Below are 16,310 nucleotides of genomic sequence, written 5' to 3' on the forward strand. Positions count from 1 at the left end.
CTTGACTACTTAACTTAATGACATTGACTTGACAGGGCTCAGTTCAAATTTTTAAACGCTGATGTGATGCCCCTTTTATTATATATATTTATAATTTACTGATATCCAATTGTTTATAAGCACTTAAGAACGGGCGCAGCTTTTCCGCAATCTGCTTGCAGCCACCCTCAATATTGGATTCTATATTCAGCGGCATGATTGGATCATGAAGTGACTTTCTAAGAAGACACCAACCATCACCATGGGTCTCATCAAAATTGACACGAACACCTTCATAGTTTGGTTCTACTGTACTCATTCCACAATGACATAAACAACAGCCACCTTCCTCAACAGGCACAATGTTTCCATCCTCATCGCGTTTTGCACAGTCCTTCATAGACGCCCATAATTGAAGATCCTCAATAATTCTGTCTCCATAAGCTGCAAAATCTTCACAAGTAATAGGTAGTCGCACTTCCATAGCCTCTACTGGTTCTTCTAAGTCTGAAATAAGACTGTCTAGGGTCTTTCCTTCAGCCGCCATCTTTGCTGCCTTAATAACGATTTTAGTAGCCAGATAAGCCCCATCATCAAGGAAATGATTTTCTTTTAATGCCGCATGTCCTGAAGTTTCAATAGCCAGCTGACTATCTGTACCTTCCAAATTAAGTTGAATAGCTTCATTAATCACATTTTTATATCCTCTCTTAAAACGTTTATGCTTTAGTCCTAATTTCTCTTCCAGGAAAACTGTCAACTGGTCACTTGTTATACTATCCGTAACGATTGTTGTACCTGGATGTTCTTCTGCGACCAAAGCTGCAGCCATAGCCACAATGCCATTTCTGCTAATTTCACGGCCCCTATTGTCAACCGCTGAAGATCGATCTACATCCGTATCGAAAATCAACCCTAGGTCTGCCTGATTTGTTATAACCTGCATGCAAATTGACGCCATAGCCGCTTTATCTTCAGGATTTGGCGCATGGTTAGGGAAAGTTCCATCTGGTTCAAGAAACTGGCTTGCAGATACATCGGCGCCTAAAGGCTGAAGAACCTTTTTGGCATAAAACCCTCCTCCTCCATTGCCTGCATCAACAACTATTTTTAAACCCTTGAGAGGTGTTTCATAATGTTTTGGATGTTTCACTCCATCCTTAATTTTATTTTTAAGGAAGTCGCAGTAAGCACCCATTAAGTCTGTTTTTACTGAATTATACGTCTTCTTTCCTAATATCATTTGAAAATTGTCTTCTGCAATGCGTCCACCTAATTCTGACAGATATTCATCTGATTGAGCATAATCAATAATCTGGCTTATATCTTTTTTATTTAAGCCACCATCTTTGTCAAAATACTTAAATCCATTTCTATTAAATGGCAGATGACTGGCTGTAATCATGATAGCACCATCACACTTAAACTCTGGGAAAACAGTTGTCATAAACATAGCAGGAGTTGAAGCCAGTCCACAATTTAAAACGGTCACTCCATAAGGCACCATTCCATTCAAAATGCCCTGTAATAAATACTTCCCTGAAAGTCTTGGATCAAACCCTACCGCAACCCTTAAGCTTTTCAGTGGTTTTTCAGTTTTTTTGGCAAGCCACAATAAAAACCCCGATGCTAAATGTTCCGCTTCAGGCTGTCCTAAGTTAGGCATTTCACCATCTACGCCGGTCAATGCAATACCCCTTATATCACTCCCATTTTGTAATTTTTTATAATCACGACTCATTTTATAGTGCCTCCTCTTATATAATTCAAGCAATCTATTTTCTCATTTAATCAGTTATAGTATACATGAATTCCTATTACAAGTCTAGCATTCCCCTTAAAGGATTAGCCCATTCAATCTGCATAAATGCACATATTTTTAATCTAGTATATCTATTTTCATATTTTGTATAATTATTGTATAATATCTGTGAAAGATGAGGGATGGAACAAATGGATTTGAAACAAAATATAACAGAAATAATTCAGAGCTTTGTATTCGAGTATGAAAATAAATCTGAAATAACATCAAAATGGGGTGAACCCATAGTGGGTTTTGCTGATGCGAAGCATCCAGGCGTAACCGAGTTAAAAAAGCTAGTATCTGACCAGCATGTCATGCCTGAAGAAATAATAAAAAATGCCACTATAATTATCGCTTATTTTGTGCCTTTTACCAAGGAACTCGCATTTACAAATAAAGAACCGGGTTATTTATCTTCTCCCGAATGGGCTAAAACCTATGAAGAAACCAACACTATGTTTGGTAAACTGAATCAATATCTAATTGCCCGAATAAAGGATTTAGGCTTTGATGCAGGTATTTCACCAGAAGCATCAACATTCAATCAGGAGACTCTTATAAGCAATTGGTCCCAGCGGCACCTTGCTAGATTAGCAGGTCTTGGGACATTTGGTGTTAACAACATGCTCATTACAAAGAAAGGCTGCTGCGGGCGTTACAGCACTGTTGTAACAAATCTACAGGTAACACCAGATGCACCTATTGATGAAGAATACTGTCTGTATAAAAGCAAAGGAACATGCGGTATATGTGTAAATCACTGTCCCTCTGGTGCGCTAACCCTTGATGGATATGACCGAGGAAAGTGTTATGAAGTGTGCAAGAGAAATGCGCAGTTATATAAAGACTTTGGCAGCTCCTACTTAACAGAAAATGGTTTGGATGCCAATAGCGCCGGAAGTGAAGTATGCGGTAAATGTGTAGTAAATCTGCCTTGTAGTTTTTTTAATCGCTAAATTTACATATAATAAATAAAAAAGCTGTCTCAAAACTATAACTTAGTAGGTATATGAGTCTTCAAATTACCCATATACCACTATTTTATTTTGAAACAGCCTCTTTTTTATTATATTAATATTATTTACATTAAGTTACAAATTGCATTGGAAAATTCAATTGGATCTTCTACCTGCATTCCTTCAATTAGAAGTGCCTGATTATATAAAAGTTTTGCATAATCCTTAACTTTATCTTTATCTTCCGCAAATGTTGCCTTAAGGGATTCAAATACCTTATGATTTGAATTTATTTCAAGAACCTTTTCAGCAGAAACCTTATCATTATTGGCTGGCATTGAATTAAGCACTTTTTCCATCTCAATGGAGATTTCACCATTACTTGTTAAGCATACCGGATGGCTCTTCAGTCTCTGAGAAACTCTAACTTCAGAAACCTTGCCAGCTAAAGCTTCTTTCATAGCTTCAAACAATTCTTTATTTTCTTCTGCCTGCTTTTCTAAAGCTTCTTTTTCTTCAGCAGTTTCTTCAATACCTAAATCATCGCTTGAAACAGATTTAAATTGCTTTTCATCAATTGCCCCAATAATCTTAATTGCAAATTCATCAATTTCATCTGTACAATAAAGGATTTCATACCCCTTATCCTTAAGCATTTCAGTCTGAGGCTGCTTATCCAGTTTTTCTCTGCTTTCACCACAAGCATAATAAATATACTTCTGTTCTTCCTTCATCCTTGAAACATATTCTGAGAATGTAACCAGCTTCTTTTCTGCCGATGAATAGAACATCAGCAATTCTTTTACAGCATCCTTGTGCATGCCATATTCATTGTAAGCACCAAACTTAAGCTGCATACCAAAGTCTTCAAAGAACTTTTCATACTTTTCTCTGTCCGTATTAAGCATTTCAAGGAGTTCGGATTTAATCTTCTTTTCAAGTCTGACAGCAATAGCTTTCAGCTGTCTGTCGTGTTGCAGCATTTCTCTGGAAATGTTCAAAGATAAATCCTGTGAATCTACAAGACCTTTTACAAAGCTAAAATAATCTGGCAGTAAATCCGCACACTTATCCATAATCAAAACACCGCTGGAGTAAAGCTGTAAACCTTTTTCGTATTCCTTGGTATAATAGTTGTATGGTGTCCTGGCAGGTATATACATTAAAGCATTATAGGTGGATACCCCTTCTACGTTTGTATGAATTACTCTTGCTGGGTCTTCAAAATCAAAAAACTTTTCCTTATAGAATTGATTGTATTCTTCGTCTGTAATAGCTCCCTTACTCTTCTTCCAAATAGGGACCATACTATTTAAAGTCTCATCTTCTCTATATGTTTCATACTCAGGGGTATAGTCCTTGTCCGCCTTCTGTTCTTCAGTAGCCTCTTTCATCTTATGTTTTTCAACATTCATCTTAATAGGATAACGGATATAATCCGAATACTTCTTAATAAGCCCTTTAATCTTGTATTCCTGCAAGTATTCATTGTATTTGTCATCTTCCGTATCTTCTTTGATATAAAGAATAATTTCTGTACCAACAGCATCTTTCTGACACTCTGTAATGTTGTATCCTTCAACTCCTGTTGATTCCCACAGATATGCCTGTTCTTGTCCGTAGCCCTTACTTATAACCTGTATTTTTGAAGCCACCATAAATGCAGAATAGAAACCCACACCAAACTGACCAATTATATCAATTTCATCTTTGCCTTCCATTTTATCTGCATTGTCTTGCTTAAACTGAAGGGAACCACTCTTTGCAATGGTACCTAAGTTATTTTCCATTTCATCCTTAGACATACCAATACCATTATCTATTATGGTTAAAGTTCTTGCATCTTTATCCACTGCAAGCCTGATGTAAAAATCTTCTCTTGAGATACCTGTGTTCTCAGTAAGAGTCAAGTAATATAATTTGTCAATTGCATCACTGGCATTTGAGATAATCTCTCTTAAAAAAATCTCTTTATGCGTATAAATAGAGTTAATCATTAAGTCCAACAATCTTTTGGATTCCGCTTTAAACTGTTTCTTTGCCATGTAATATTCCCTCTTTCTGTGTAATGTAATATTATATAGATAGTATATTAATACCTCTCATCGTTTTTTGGCACTCACCTTATCTGAGTGCTAACAAATATAATATACATCTCTATCAGCCAAAAATCAAGTCTAAAATCAAAAAATTTACCTTCATGAATTTGTATAAGTTAGTGCATTGTTGATTTTGTCTTTAATTTTTATTGTAATAATCCCCAGTTCTTGCTTTAAGTAACTTTAATTCTTTACCATCACTGACGAAAGACCTTGTACACTCTAGAGTGGTCAATACTAAAGTCTCTGATTGTGCACAAGCATCCCCTACGATATTATCCGCCGAATCAGATGTTACTACTGCATATCTTGCAGTACATTTTTCAATTAATTTGTCAACATTCGCACTGTATCTTCCGTGGTATGGAATTTTAAGCAGATCTATATTCCTCCAATTGATTTCTAATAATTCATTAATTCGTTCTTCCTGGGCATCTCCTGTAAATAACTGATTTACATTTCCATGATTTATAAGAATGGCAAGTGAATAGTTATTATCCAGCTTATAATTTTTTTTGAGAGGTGGATAAATTAATAAATCAATTTCTCCTACTTCCAGTTTTCTGGTCCTTGTAGGATAAATAATGTCTACACCCAAATCCTCACACTTTTTATTGATTTCATCTAGCAATTCATTATCTTCTGGATAATAAGGCTGGATAACCCTTTCAACTTTAAAGTTTTTTAACACCTCTAATGCTCCGCCAATATGATCCTTGTCCGGATGGGTAAGAACAAGATACTGTAAGGTTTTTATGTCTTTCCCTTGTAAAAATCTTACAATCCGTTCAGAATCTTGCTTTTCCCCAGTGTCAATTAAAATGTTTATTCCTTGCTGATTAATTAATGAACAATCGGCGTTTTCCTTGGTTTTAATGCAGTAAGTATAAACAGGTACTCCATCCTGAGCCAGTCTCTCTTTATTTTCATCCAAAATTAAATAGCAGGCCACTGATATTCCAATAAATAGGAGAAATGCCGCTGCCTTAGTTAAAATATTTCCAATCATTTTTCGTCCTCCTTATTTAAAGGAATCTTAATCTGTTTATATAAACCTCTGCGAAACTAGTGTTATCCATATACATACATTATATCTAAAGTACTGCAGATTGCTATAACAAAATATGCTGGCTTCCAACCTCACATTTAAAAATAGATTATCTCTTGTTTTATAATGAAACTTACCTTTTATAAAAGAATAACCCCGCAAATTTAATATTTGCGGGGTTTTGTTCTTGTCTTTGAATAGGTCTAAAATTAACGCTTGGAAAACTGTGATGCTTTTCTTGCCTTCTTTAAACCGTACTTCTTTCTTTCCTTCATACGAGGGTCTCTTGTTAAGAATCCTGCAGCCTTAAGCGGAGCTCTGAAAGCTTCCTTGTCAACTACTAAAAGTGCTCTTGAAATACCATGTCTTAAAGCACCAGCCTGACCAGTGAACCCACCACCATTTACAGTAGCGATTACGTCAAACTTACCTTCACAGCCAGCAACCTCGAAAGGTCTTCTAACTTCTCTCTTAACGATTTCCATTCCAAAATAATCTTCTAGCGGCTTCTTGTTAACGATGATTTCACCTTTTCCAGGGATTAATCTAACTCTAGCAACTGAAGACTTTCTTCTGCCTGTTCCTTGATATTGAATCTTTGCCATTGTCTATTTCCTCCCCTTCTTAAAATTCCCAAACTTCAGGTTTCTGAGCTGCATGATCGTGTTGAGGACCAGCATAAACCTTTAATTTTTTGTACATCTGTCTACCAAGCTTACCGTTTGGCATCATGCCTTTTATTGCATGTCTTATTATTTCGTCTGGCTTCTTAGCCTGTAACTTTTCAAAAGTGATTTCTCTAAGACCACCTGGATATCCAGTATGTCTCTTATAGATTTTTTCTTTTCTCTTCTTACCTGTTACTTCTACCTTTTCAGCATTGATAACGATTACATAGTCTCCGCAGTCAACGTGTGGCGTGTAGATTGGCTTTTTCTTACCTCTAAGGATTGCAGCAGCTTCGGATGCAAGTCTACCAAGAGTCTTACCCTCAGCATCAATTACATACCACTTATGTTCTACTTCCTGAGGCTTTGCGATAAATGATTTCATTCTTTTACCTCCTCACCTACTAAAATTGGCTTATAACCAATCACTTTCGGCAACCTTTACTATAACTTTGCGGGCCACGGCCGGTCTTTCCCAGCCTGCACCCTTATGAAAAAAAACGTAAAACGATTTTTGACATTCTTAATTAGGCGCTGTAACACACAACGCACGATTAGTTTACACTTTTTCAAGGTTTAAGTCAATAAAAATTTATCTAAGCTAAATGTTTTTATTTTATTCTAGTAATTTCGATCAGCTCAGAAAATTTTCCCATGATATATCCGTAGTTTTCTTTAACATGGGGCAGCTTGCACTGACTGCAATCCTTTATTCCATCTTCAGTATATCTAAAGTTTCCACCACATTTGTCCTTTAACGCATACAATGGGCAGTAGCAGAATAAGCAATTAAACTCTTCCGGCTTGTCTGTTTTATGGCAGGGAAAATATTCACACATACTATGGTTAAAAAATGAATATTCCTTTCCTACCCAATACGGTTGTTCTTCTTTACTTTCTTTAAGCTTCTTCTTTTCCTCTTCCATATTTAGCCCTCCTTTTATATTTACATAAACATAAGTAATATTCTAAATACCTATAACATCCTCCATGCTATATAATCCAATTGATTTTCCCTCTAAGAACAAAGCCCCTTCCACTGCACCTCTTGCATAACATCCAAAATTATAGGCATGGTGTGTAATTTCAAGACGTTCACCGATACACCCCAATATCACACTATGGAAACTGGAAACATCTCCTGAACGCACAGAATGATGCGTGATTTCAGTAATATTCTTGCCAGAGGCTTCAGCCATTTCTTCTGCAAACTCCTTTGAGGTTCCGCTTGGGGAATCTATCTTTTTTTCATCATGCATGTCAATGATATCTATTTTAGCTTTATCTCCGAGAGCTCCTGCTGCCAAAACAATCAGTTTCTTCATCAGATTTGTCACATAAGAGGTATTTGCAGCTCTTAGTAAAGGAATTCTTCTGCCTGCGTCAACGAATTGACCTTCCTGCTCTTTGGTAAAACCTGTAGTTCCACAAACCAGCGCTTTTTTATGCTTGATACACACTGAAAGGATTTCCATTGATAAGGCTACTGTAGAAAAATCAATGACTACATCACAGTTTTCGATGACTTTTTCAATGTCATCATAAACGAAAGCTCCAAGCTGGACACCAAGGCCTGTGACTTCGCCTATATCCTTACCAATATATCCTCTTCCTTTTGATCCAACTGCACCAATAATCTGCATTCCCACTTGTTCATATGCAGCCTTTACTATTAGGCTCCCCATTTTACCTGTTGGCCCTGTAACAATTACTTTTACCATACTCCCTCACTTACATTATACTTTTATCAGTAATGCTTCGGATAGCTTTATGATACTTTCCCTGCCCAGTGAATTCATAACCACAACCTTCCCAGGTTCAGTACTTTCTCGTTGCAATTTATCCCTGACAAGTCTCCTTTGAAGCTGCTTAGCTGTGCCTTCTCCTCCATCATAAATTTGTACGTTATGTCCTATAACCTTAATTATGCTTTCCTTTATAAATGGATAATGGGTACATCCTAAAACTACTGCTGTGGCATTTTCACGTAATTTCTTAGTTAATCGACTGTCCAAATATTGTTCTAGTTCCTCCCCTCGAAGAATCCCTTCCTCCACAAATTCCATCAACCCCCCACAAGGGACTGGAATAATCTGTGCAAACTCTTCATATTTTGACATTAAATTTTTAAACTTTTTTTCTGCTAATGTCATTGGAGTTGCCATAACAAGGATTTTCCTGCCCTCATTATTTAAAACGGCTGGTTTAAGTGCAGGCTCAACTCCGATAATAGGAATATTCTTATACTTGTTTCTTAAATATTCCGCGGCTGCACTTGTTGCGGTATTACAAGCTATCACAACTGCCTTTGCCCCTTGTTCTAATAAAAATTCAACATTTTTTTCTGTTAAACTGCGAACTTCGGTTGTTTTCTTTGTTCCGTATGGAGCATTTTTTGAATCTCCAAAATATATATAATTTTCCTTTGGCATCATTTTAATAGCTTCATTAAGCACGCTGATACCGCCAACTCCCGAATCTAAAAATGCAATCGGGTTATTATTTTTCTCTATCATACTAGTCATACCTGAATTCTTAATGAATTTAAATCTTTAAATTACCTTTATACTTTATAAGTGTTCCATTCATACTATCTAAGTATACAATTGTAAAACGGACATATTACCATAATATACTTTATCAGCGGAAATTTCACTAAGAACCTTCTTATTTTATTAAAAATTTTTTCAATTTAGTTATACACCATTTACAATATCCCCCATTTCTTCTTATTTCCTTCACAGAATCTTTGCATACATGAAATATAATGCCTTCATCAACTAAATGTATATCGGAGGTAAATTTATGAAAAAAATTACTATATTTCTGTTAATTGGTTCACTAGCTGCTGTACTTAGCTTAACAGGTTGTGGATCATCTAATGTAAAAGAACTTGACGAACCTTTAGAAAGTTCTACAACAGTTCAATCTGACGACGGTCAGGAGCTCCAGGTTGGTCAAATCCTATCCATTAAGGATGACCAAGTTACCATTACCCTGGGCTCCATGGAATCTGGTCAAATACCTAATGAGCAGAATTCTAAAAAAACTGCAGCTGCTGTGACGTCCGCTGGGGTTCAAACTTCGCCAGGCGGTGAGACCCCGCCTGATGGTCAACCCCCTGAAAAACCTGCCGGCCAAACGCCGCCTGATGGTCAGCCACCTGAGAAACCTGATGGTCAAACCGCTCCCCAGCACCAGACTCCACAACGTGATAAGGCAGCAAATTCTACTTCTACAAGTAAAAGTGCGATAGTGCTTACAGATGAAACCCTTACCTTAACGATAGATGATTCAACCGTTATCAGCTACATGGATAATAAAACGTCTACAGCTGCTATTTCAGAATTAAAGGTAGGTACAACTATAGCGGTGCAGTTAGATCAAGATGGTAAAACTGCAAAGCAAATACTTATTATAGAATAGAAAAAAGACCTCGGCTCAGCCGAGGTCTTCCTTATGTTATTCATTATCAGATTTTAAATCTTGATGCTACATTCTGTAATGCATTGGCCTGTTTTGAAAGTTCATCACTAGCAGCTGAGCTTTCTTCTGCAGTCGCCGCATTAGTCTGAACAACTGAACTAATTTGTTCAACTCCTTCTAAAGTCTGCTTCAAAGCTGAAGCCTGGCCAACTGAAGCAGAAGAAATTTCATTTATCAGTTCAACTGTCTGGGATACTCCCTCAATTACCTGTCCAAGCATTTCTCCTGTTTTATTGGCAATTCCTGTTCCATTTTCTACCGCCTTTATTGTTTCCTCAATAAGATGAGTTGTATCTTTTGCGGCTTCAGCAGATTTGCTTGCAAGGTTACGAACTTCGTCTGCAACTACTGCAAATCCCTTTCCAGCCTCTCCAGCCCTTGCTGCTTCAACTGCCGCATTCAGCGCTAGTATATTGGTCTGGAATGCTATATCTTCAATTACCTTAATAATCTTTCCTATTTCTGCTGACTTTTCATTTATTTCTGCGATTGCAGTAATCATTTCTCTCATCTGTTCATTACTCTGGTCTGCTGTTCCACCTACAACTCTTACTTGTTCTGTAGCATTCATGGCATGATTAGCATTCTTTGTAACACGTTCAGATAATTCATTTATGGTTGCGGTTAACTCTTCTGTCGTGCTTGCCTGATTTGTTGCGCCCTGTGCCAACATCTGTGCTGCATTGGCAATTTCTCCAGAACCGCTGGCAACTTTTTCTGAAGTTTCTACAATTTGTCCTATGGTATTTTTAAATACCATTGATACCTGCATCATAGATTCTTTTATCTTTGCAAATTCTCCATCATAAGCCTGCTTCAACTGTATGTCAAGATATCCCGCAGCAAACTGGTCTAGTGCTGCCGCTACCTCATCTATGTAATCAATGTATTGTCTTAGTCTTACTACAAGACTCCTCATGGAATCCGCCAATCTCCCTGTCTCGTCTGAAGAATTAATGTCAATTGCCGCATCCAGATTTCCCTTTGCAAGTTCATCCGTCACATCGGTCAGTTTTCTTAATGGGGCTACTACACTTCTTGCTACAACAGCCATTACTAAGTAAAGTATGATTATTGCTGCAATATAAACAATCATGATATTTCGCTTTGTAGCATTTGTAACACTCATAAAATCTTTTTCAGGAATAATGTATGCTACTTTCCAGTCTGCATGTTCGGTGGTTTTTACAACACCAAAGCAAGCTTCACCATTGTCTTTAAATTTAATTACCTTATTCGAAGGCTTTGCTATCTCATCAACCATTTCTTGGCTGAATCCAACTTTATCTGCACCTTTTAATAAAAGTTTGGAATTCTTACTAGCTAAAACATCATTTTTTGCTGAAAACAGCATTTTATATGCATTGTCATAATTACTCTTAGATTGAGCTACCATATCACTTAATTCATTTATAGTAACGTCTACAGCTGAAACACCAATTATTTTTGAATCATCCATGTTATATAGTGGTACCGCAACAGTAATAATCATATTTCCTGTATCTGAATCCTGATAAGGTTCTGAAATAATATATCCCTTATCAATCTCTTCCTGTTTGTCAAAACAATATTCCCTTGTTTTTAAATCAAAACTAGAATCTGGAATCCAGCCTGCTCCATCTAATCCCACATTAGTATCTGCTGTTACTACATAAGTTGATAAAATTTCTTTGCTGTTCTTATCCGTAACTCTTTTTAGTGTATTATAGCAGTCTGTGTATAATGGATTTTCAGTTAACCCTTCAGTAGTAGTTACTTGATTAGTCAGCCTTTTAATTTCACTATTACATGCAATCTGTTCAGTAATAGCAATATACTTCGTAAAGTAGGCATCAATCTCAGATGTTACTGCTTGTGTCGATAATTTTGAAATCTCCTCTTCATTGGCAATTGCTGTATTTACTACAGTATTTATAGTAACAAAAGCGGATACAACCATTGCAAGAATTGCAACGCCCCCTATAGTTACCATGATTTTTGTTTTAAGACTTCTCATTGCTTTATCGTGCTCCTTTCAATCAGGTACCTATAGTACCCCATATAAATAAAAATTGTCAGCTATAGTAATATTAGCACCATGCTCCCCAAAAATCCAGCAAAAAAACCCTAAATTTTGGACACTTTAGGGTTTTTTGTAATAATTTGTCGGTTTATGTATTTTCTTTTTTAAAGCTTAAATTGTGATGCGACTCCTTTCAGCGCATTTGCCTGTTTAGAAAGCTCATCACTGGCTGCCGAACTTTCTTCTGCAGTTGCCGCATTAGTCTGAACAACTGAACTAATTTGTTCAACTCCATCCAATGTCTGCTTTAAGGCAGCTGCCTGCCCCACTGATGCGGAAGAGATTTCATTTATCAGTTCGACTGTCTGGGATACTCCCTCGATTACCTGACCAAGCATTTCTCCCGTCTTGTTTGCAATCCCAGTTCCATTCTCTACTGCTTTTATTGTCTCTTCAATAAGATGAGTCGTATCTTTTGCGGCTTCGGCAGATTTGCTTGCAAGATTACGAACTTCGTCTGCAACTACTGCAAATCCTTTTCCGGCCTCTCCAGCCCTTGCTGCTTCAACTGCTGCATTCAGCGCTAGTATATTTGTCTGGAATGCTATATCTTCAATTACCTTAATAATCTTTCCTATTTCTGCTGACTTTTCATTTATTTCTGCGATTGCAGTAATCATTTCCCTCATCTGTTCATTACTCTGGTCTGCTGTACCACCTACAATTTTTACTTGCTGAGAAGCATTCATGGCATGATCAGCATTCTTCGTAACACGTTCAGATAATTCGTTTATAGTTGCCGTTAACTCTTCAGTAGTGCTTGCCTGATTTGCAGCACCCTGTGCTAACATCTGTGATGCATTAGCAATTTCCCCTGAGCCATTTGCAACTTTTTCTGAAGTTTCTACAATTTGTCCTATGGTGCTCTTAAATACGGTTGATACCTGCATCATAGATTCTTTAATCTTTGCAAATTCTCCATCATATGAATGTGCTAATTGTATATCAAGATGCCCTGCTGCAAACTCATCTAGTGCAGCCGAAACCTCATCAATATAATCTATGTATTGTCTCAGCCTTACCACCAGGCTTCTCATGGAATCCGCCAGTCTGCCGGTTTCATCTGCAGTGTTAATATCTATATCGGCCTCCAGATTCCCCTTAACCAGTTCATCCGTAACATCTGTCAGTTTTTTCAAAGGTGCTGCTATACTTTTTGCTACTATTGCAATAACAATAAAAAGAAGAACGATTGCTATAGCATAAACTATAATGATATTCCTTTGTGTAGCATTTGCAACTTTCATAAACTCGTCTTCAGAAACTGAAAGTAAAACTTTCCAGCCTGCATCTCTGGTTGTCTTTACTATTCCATAGTAATCTTTTCCTTTATCTTCAAATTTTATAGTTTTGTTAGATGGTTTTGCAACTTCTTTAACCATGTTCTGACTCAATCCAATACTGTCAATTGACTTTAAAATTCTTTTTTCATCCTTTGCCGCAAGAACCTGACCTTGTCCAGAAACCAGCATTGTATAACAACCATCTTTCGAATATTCAGTATCCACATTAACAACCATATCGCTTAAATCATCTATGGTTACATCAATACCTGCAATACCTGTGATCGTATTTCCAGCCAAATCATATACAGGTACTGATACTGTAATAACCATCTTTCCCGTATCCAGATCCTGATATGGCTCGGTTATAATGTATCCTTTTTCTAAATCTTTCGCATTGCCAAACCAGTAACTTCTTGTTTTCAAATCAAAACCTGGATCCGAAACCCAGTCTCCACCATCAAATGCCACATCACAATTTGTCGAAGCCACATAGGCTGATAGAATATTTTTTTTATCTAATTCCATAATCTTATTTAAAGAATTATATGTACCTTCATAAGAAGGTAACTGTAAATAGGTTTCCCTTGCTGTTATTTCCGTCAAAGTTTTCTTAACGTTACTGTCAGATGCCATTTGTTGAGCCATTGTAATATACTTTGTAAAATATTCATTAACTTCTAAGGTTACTGTTTTTGTAGTAAGCTCTGAAATATGTTCCTCATCACTAACAACAGTGCCCACTACAGTATTTACGGTAACTAATGCTGAAACAATCATTGCTATTATAGCAATACCTCCGACCATTACCATAATTTTTGTTCTGATACTTTTCATGGCTGACTCCTTCTTTCCAAATAAATAAATAATAAAAAACAATAATTCCATTCTGCATGATTGCAAAATATTCCCTATTTCGTCATTTTATCATTATTCAGACTATTTCGAAAGGTCTTTTGCCCAAAAAGGTCGTTTTTTATTCGTCTTAATTCGACAATGACATGATTTGATTTTTCATCTTTGCATAATAATACGCTATAATACTTAAAAGGCTTAAAATCCACGAAATCCAGTATGTATAGTACACAACCATCAGATTACTTCCCCATAGATGCACCGACATAGGCAAGAATATAACTCTAAAAACGCACATAAATAGAATATTTATTAGCATCGGCGTAATAGAATTCCCCGCTCCAGATATGACCCCTATGTAGATTCGTGCTGCTGCCAGCATAAAATAAAAAGGAACCATGTAGTATACCATATTACATGCATAGGATATAACATCATCAGACTTAGTAAATATTTCAAAGCATGGCTCTGCAAAGATGACTATTAAAATTCCGACTGCCACTGTAAAACCGCAGCTCATAATTAGACCAGACTTTAGTCCTCCAAATATTCTTTCAGGTTTCTTCGCTCCAAAGTTCTGCCCTGTAAAGGTCATAACCGCTAAGCTAAAGCTCATAAAAGGCAGTATGATAAATCCATCAAGTCTACAAAATGCACTCCATGCCGCCATTACATCAGAGCCCAGACTATTGATATGGCTCTGAACAACTATATTGGAGAAGTTTATAACTACGCTCTGCATCCCTATAGGTAGACCTAATATGACTATACGTTTAAAGATCTCAAATAACCGCTCTTTTTCCTTTCCCTCTTGCTGACTGGTATTTATTCTGCCTTTTTCCGTATTTTCCTTTTTGTGATCTATTGTGATTTTCTTCTTAATGGCAATACACACTAAAAAGGCTGCAACAATCTGCGCAATGCAGGTAGCAATAGCAGTCCCTTCTACATCCATGCCTAATACTTGTATAAAAGTGAGATCTAAAATTACATTTACTATGCATGCAACACTAAGAAAATACAACGGGGTCTTAGAATCCCCCATTGCCTGCAGACTTGCGGCTCCCATATTATAAATAAGCATGGGTAACATTCCTGCAAAGCAGTAAGTGAGATAATTATCTGCCTGTATAAATACGTCGCTGGGAGTATCCATCAGTCGTAAAAAAACAGGTGTAAATAATACACCTAATACCGAGCAGATGATTCCAAATACTATGGTAAAAATTGATGCTGCACGGATAGTCTGCCCTAATCTGTTTGTATCTCCAGCTCCCACATATTGTGCCAATATAATGCCCGCACCATTGGCCATTCCAGAGAAGAAGTTTACCATTAATACTGTAATAGATGCAGCAGCACCAACTGCCGCTAATGCTGTACTCCCAAGACATTGTCCAACAATAATAGAATCTGTAATAAAATATAATTGCTGCAACATATTTCCTAACAGTAAAGGTATCGCAAATAAGAACAACTGTCTCGAAATCTTTCCTTCTGTTAAGTTGTTATCACCAATTTTTGCAAACATCTACCCACCCCACGTAATTAGAGTATGCTTCAAGTTCAGGTGTTGTTAATTCAATAGCACTATTACTGCTTCCACAGGCTGGGAATACTGTTTCAAAGCGTTTTAAAGACTCATCTAAGTAGACTTGTACCCCTTCATTTATACCAAATGGACAAACTCCACCAATAGCATGTCCTATATATTCAACAACTTCTTCTGCTGTAAGCATTTTAGCTTTTGTGTGAAACTGCCCTTTATATTTACTATTGTCAATTCTAGCATCGCCTGCCATAACGATTAGTATTGGATTCTCATCAATTTTAAAGGACATGGTTTTTGCAATCCTTTCCGGTTCACATCCTGCCGCTACTGCTGCTAATTCCACAGTTGCACTAGATACTTCAAATTCCAGAATTCTGTCTTCAATATTAAACCTTTTAAAATACTCTCTACATTTTTCAATAGCCATTTCCGCCTCCAAATATTATTATATTTCTATTAGTTTCTTCCTAATTCTACCACCCCATTCCAAAAAAGAAAACTATAGTTCACAATTACTT

The 16,310-nt window shown here is 36.8% G+C and carries 14 protein-coding genes; 2 read left to right on the forward strand and 12 right to left on the reverse strand.

What is annotated here, in order from left to right:
- Nucleotides 1–88: 88 nt before the first annotated feature.
- Nucleotides 89–1,720, reverse strand: coding sequence for a phosphomannomutase/phosphoglucomutase (locus tag RTW14_RS04800; RefSeq protein ID WP_312648559.1), 1,632 nt, complete (start codon nt 1,718–1,720; stop codon nt 89–91).
- A gap of 212 nt (nt 1,721–1,932) precedes the next feature.
- Between RTW14_RS04800 and RTW14_RS04805 the strand changes: the two genes are divergently transcribed.
- Nucleotides 1,933–2,739: a hypothetical protein gene (locus tag RTW14_RS04805; RefSeq protein ID WP_331654397.1), complete on the forward strand. Its 807-nt coding sequence runs from the start codon at nt 1,933–1,935 to the stop codon at nt 2,737–2,739.
- A 125-nt stretch (nt 2,740–2,864) separates the two neighbouring features.
- On the opposite strand, the gene htpG is transcribed toward RTW14_RS04805, so the two are convergent.
- The 7 genes from htpG to murI form a co-directional block, all read right to left on the reverse strand.
- On the reverse strand, nt 2,865–4,784 hold the full coding sequence (htpG, locus tag RTW14_RS04810) for a molecular chaperone HtpG (protein ID WP_312648560.1): 1,920 nt from the start codon (nt 4,782–4,784) through the stop codon (nt 2,865–2,867).
- 193 nt (nt 4,785–4,977) lie between these two features.
- Entirely contained in the window at nt 4,978–5,847 is an 870-nt protein-coding gene (locus RTW14_RS04815; protein WP_312648561.1) for an MBL fold metallo-hydrolase, read from the reverse strand.
- Nucleotides 5,848–6,095: 248 nt separating this feature from the next.
- On the reverse strand, nt 6,096–6,491 hold the full coding sequence (gene rpsI / locus RTW14_RS04820) for a 30S ribosomal protein S9 (RefSeq protein ID WP_312648562.1): 396 nt from the start codon (nt 6,489–6,491) through the stop codon (nt 6,096–6,098).
- Nucleotides 6,492–6,510: 19 nt separating this feature from the next.
- On the reverse strand, nt 6,511–6,939 hold the full coding sequence (gene rplM / locus RTW14_RS04825; RefSeq protein ID WP_312648563.1) for a 50S ribosomal protein L13: 429 nt from the start codon (nt 6,937–6,939) through the stop codon (nt 6,511–6,513).
- Nucleotides 6,940–7,165: 226 nt separating this feature from the next.
- Nucleotides 7,166–7,480, reverse strand: a complete 315-nt coding sequence (locus RTW14_RS04830) for a cysteine-rich small domain-containing protein (RefSeq protein ID WP_312648564.1) — start codon at nt 7,478–7,480, stop codon at nt 7,166–7,168.
- Between the two features lie 42 nt (nt 7,481–7,522).
- Nucleotides 7,523–8,275, reverse strand: coding sequence for a 4-hydroxy-tetrahydrodipicolinate reductase (gene dapB, locus RTW14_RS04835; protein ID WP_312648565.1), 753 nt, complete (start codon nt 8,273–8,275; stop codon nt 7,523–7,525).
- Nucleotides 8,276–8,290: 15 nt separating this feature from the next.
- The gene (gene murI / locus RTW14_RS04840) at nt 8,291–9,070 is read right to left on the reverse strand and encodes a glutamate racemase (protein WP_331654398.1); all 780 of its coding nucleotides are present in this window, start codon (nt 9,068–9,070) and stop codon (nt 8,291–8,293) included.
- A 289-nt stretch (nt 9,071–9,359) separates the two neighbouring features.
- Here murI and RTW14_RS04845 point away from each other — a divergent pair, with 289 nt between their 5' ends.
- Nucleotides 9,360–9,980, forward strand: a complete 621-nt coding sequence (locus RTW14_RS04845) for a hypothetical protein (protein ID WP_312648566.1) — start codon at nt 9,360–9,362, stop codon at nt 9,978–9,980.
- Between the two features lie 46 nt (nt 9,981–10,026).
- Here RTW14_RS04845 and RTW14_RS04850 read toward each other — a convergent pair whose 3' ends face one another.
- From RTW14_RS04850 to RTW14_RS04865, 4 genes are all read right to left on the reverse strand, one after another.
- Complete coding sequence (locus RTW14_RS04850) at nt 10,027–12,036, reverse strand: methyl-accepting chemotaxis protein (protein WP_312648567.1); 2,010 nt, start codon at nt 12,034–12,036, stop codon at nt 10,027–10,029.
- Between the two features lie 170 nt (nt 12,037–12,206).
- Nucleotides 12,207–14,222: a methyl-accepting chemotaxis protein gene (locus RTW14_RS04855; protein ID WP_312648568.1), complete on the reverse strand. Its 2,016-nt coding sequence runs from the start codon at nt 14,220–14,222 to the stop codon at nt 12,207–12,209.
- Between the two features lie 148 nt (nt 14,223–14,370).
- Nucleotides 14,371–15,771 carry an MATE family efflux transporter gene (locus RTW14_RS04860; protein ID WP_312648569.1) on the reverse strand — a complete coding sequence of 467 codons (1,401 nt, stop codon included), beginning with the start codon at nt 15,769–15,771 and terminating at the stop codon, nt 14,371–14,373.
- A complete protein-coding gene (locus tag RTW14_RS04865; RefSeq protein ID WP_312648570.1) occupies nt 15,752–16,219 on the reverse strand; it encodes a YbaK/EbsC family protein in 468 nt (155 codons plus the stop codon). Before RTW14_RS04865 ends, RTW14_RS04860 begins: the two co-directional genes overlap by 20 nt.
- Between the last annotated feature and the right edge of the window lie 91 nt (nt 16,220–16,310).

The organism is Aminipila sp. (assembly GCF_032051575.1).
Taxonomy (GTDB): domain Bacteria; phylum Bacillota; class Clostridia; order Peptostreptococcales; family Anaerovoracaceae; genus Aminipila.

Excerpts from the sequence above, each read along its gene's own strand:
- RTW14_RS04800 (WP_312648559.1), bottom strand. The coding sequence starts at position 1,720 with ATGAGTCGTGATTATAAAAAATTACAAAATGGGAGTGATATAAGGGGT.
- RTW14_RS04805 (WP_331654397.1), top strand. The coding sequence starts at position 1,933 with ATGGATTTGAAACAAAATATAACAGAAATAATTCAGAGCTTTGTATTC.
- htpG (WP_312648560.1), bottom strand. The coding sequence starts at position 4,784 with ATGGCAAAGAAACAGTTTAAAGCGGAATCCAAAAGATTGTTGGACTTA.
- RTW14_RS04815 (WP_312648561.1), bottom strand. The coding sequence starts at position 5,847 with ATGATTGGAAATATTTTAACTAAGGCAGCGGCATTTCTCCTATTTATT.
- rpsI (WP_312648562.1), bottom strand. The coding sequence starts at position 6,491 with ATGGCAAAGATTCAATATCAAGGAACAGGCAGAAGAAAGTCTTCAGTT.
- rplM (WP_312648563.1), bottom strand. The coding sequence starts at position 6,939 with ATGAAATCATTTATCGCAAAGCCTCAGGAAGTAGAACATAAGTGGTAT.
- RTW14_RS04830 (WP_312648564.1), bottom strand. The coding sequence starts at position 7,480 with ATGGAAGAGGAAAAGAAGAAGCTTAAAGAAAGTAAAGAAGAACAACCG.
- dapB (WP_312648565.1), bottom strand. The coding sequence starts at position 8,275 with ATGGTAAAAGTAATTGTTACAGGGCCAACAGGTAAAATGGGGAGCCTA.
- murI (WP_331654398.1), bottom strand. The coding sequence starts at position 9,070 with ATGATAGAGAAAAATAATAACCCGATTGCATTTTTAGATTCGGGAGTT.
- RTW14_RS04845 (WP_312648566.1), top strand. The coding sequence starts at position 9,360 with ATGAAAAAAATTACTATATTTCTGTTAATTGGTTCACTAGCTGCTGTA.
- RTW14_RS04850 (WP_312648567.1), bottom strand. The coding sequence starts at position 12,036 with ATGAGAAGTCTTAAAACAAAAATCATGGTAACTATAGGGGGCGTTGCA.
- RTW14_RS04855 (WP_312648568.1), bottom strand. The coding sequence starts at position 14,222 with ATGAAAAGTATCAGAACAAAAATTATGGTAATGGTCGGAGGTATTGCT.
- RTW14_RS04860 (WP_312648569.1), bottom strand. The coding sequence starts at position 15,771 with ATGTTTGCAAAAATTGGTGATAACAACTTAACAGAAGGAAAGATTTCG.
- RTW14_RS04865 (WP_312648570.1), bottom strand. The coding sequence starts at position 16,219 with ATGGCTATTGAAAAATGTAGAGAGTATTTTAAAAGGTTTAATATTGAA.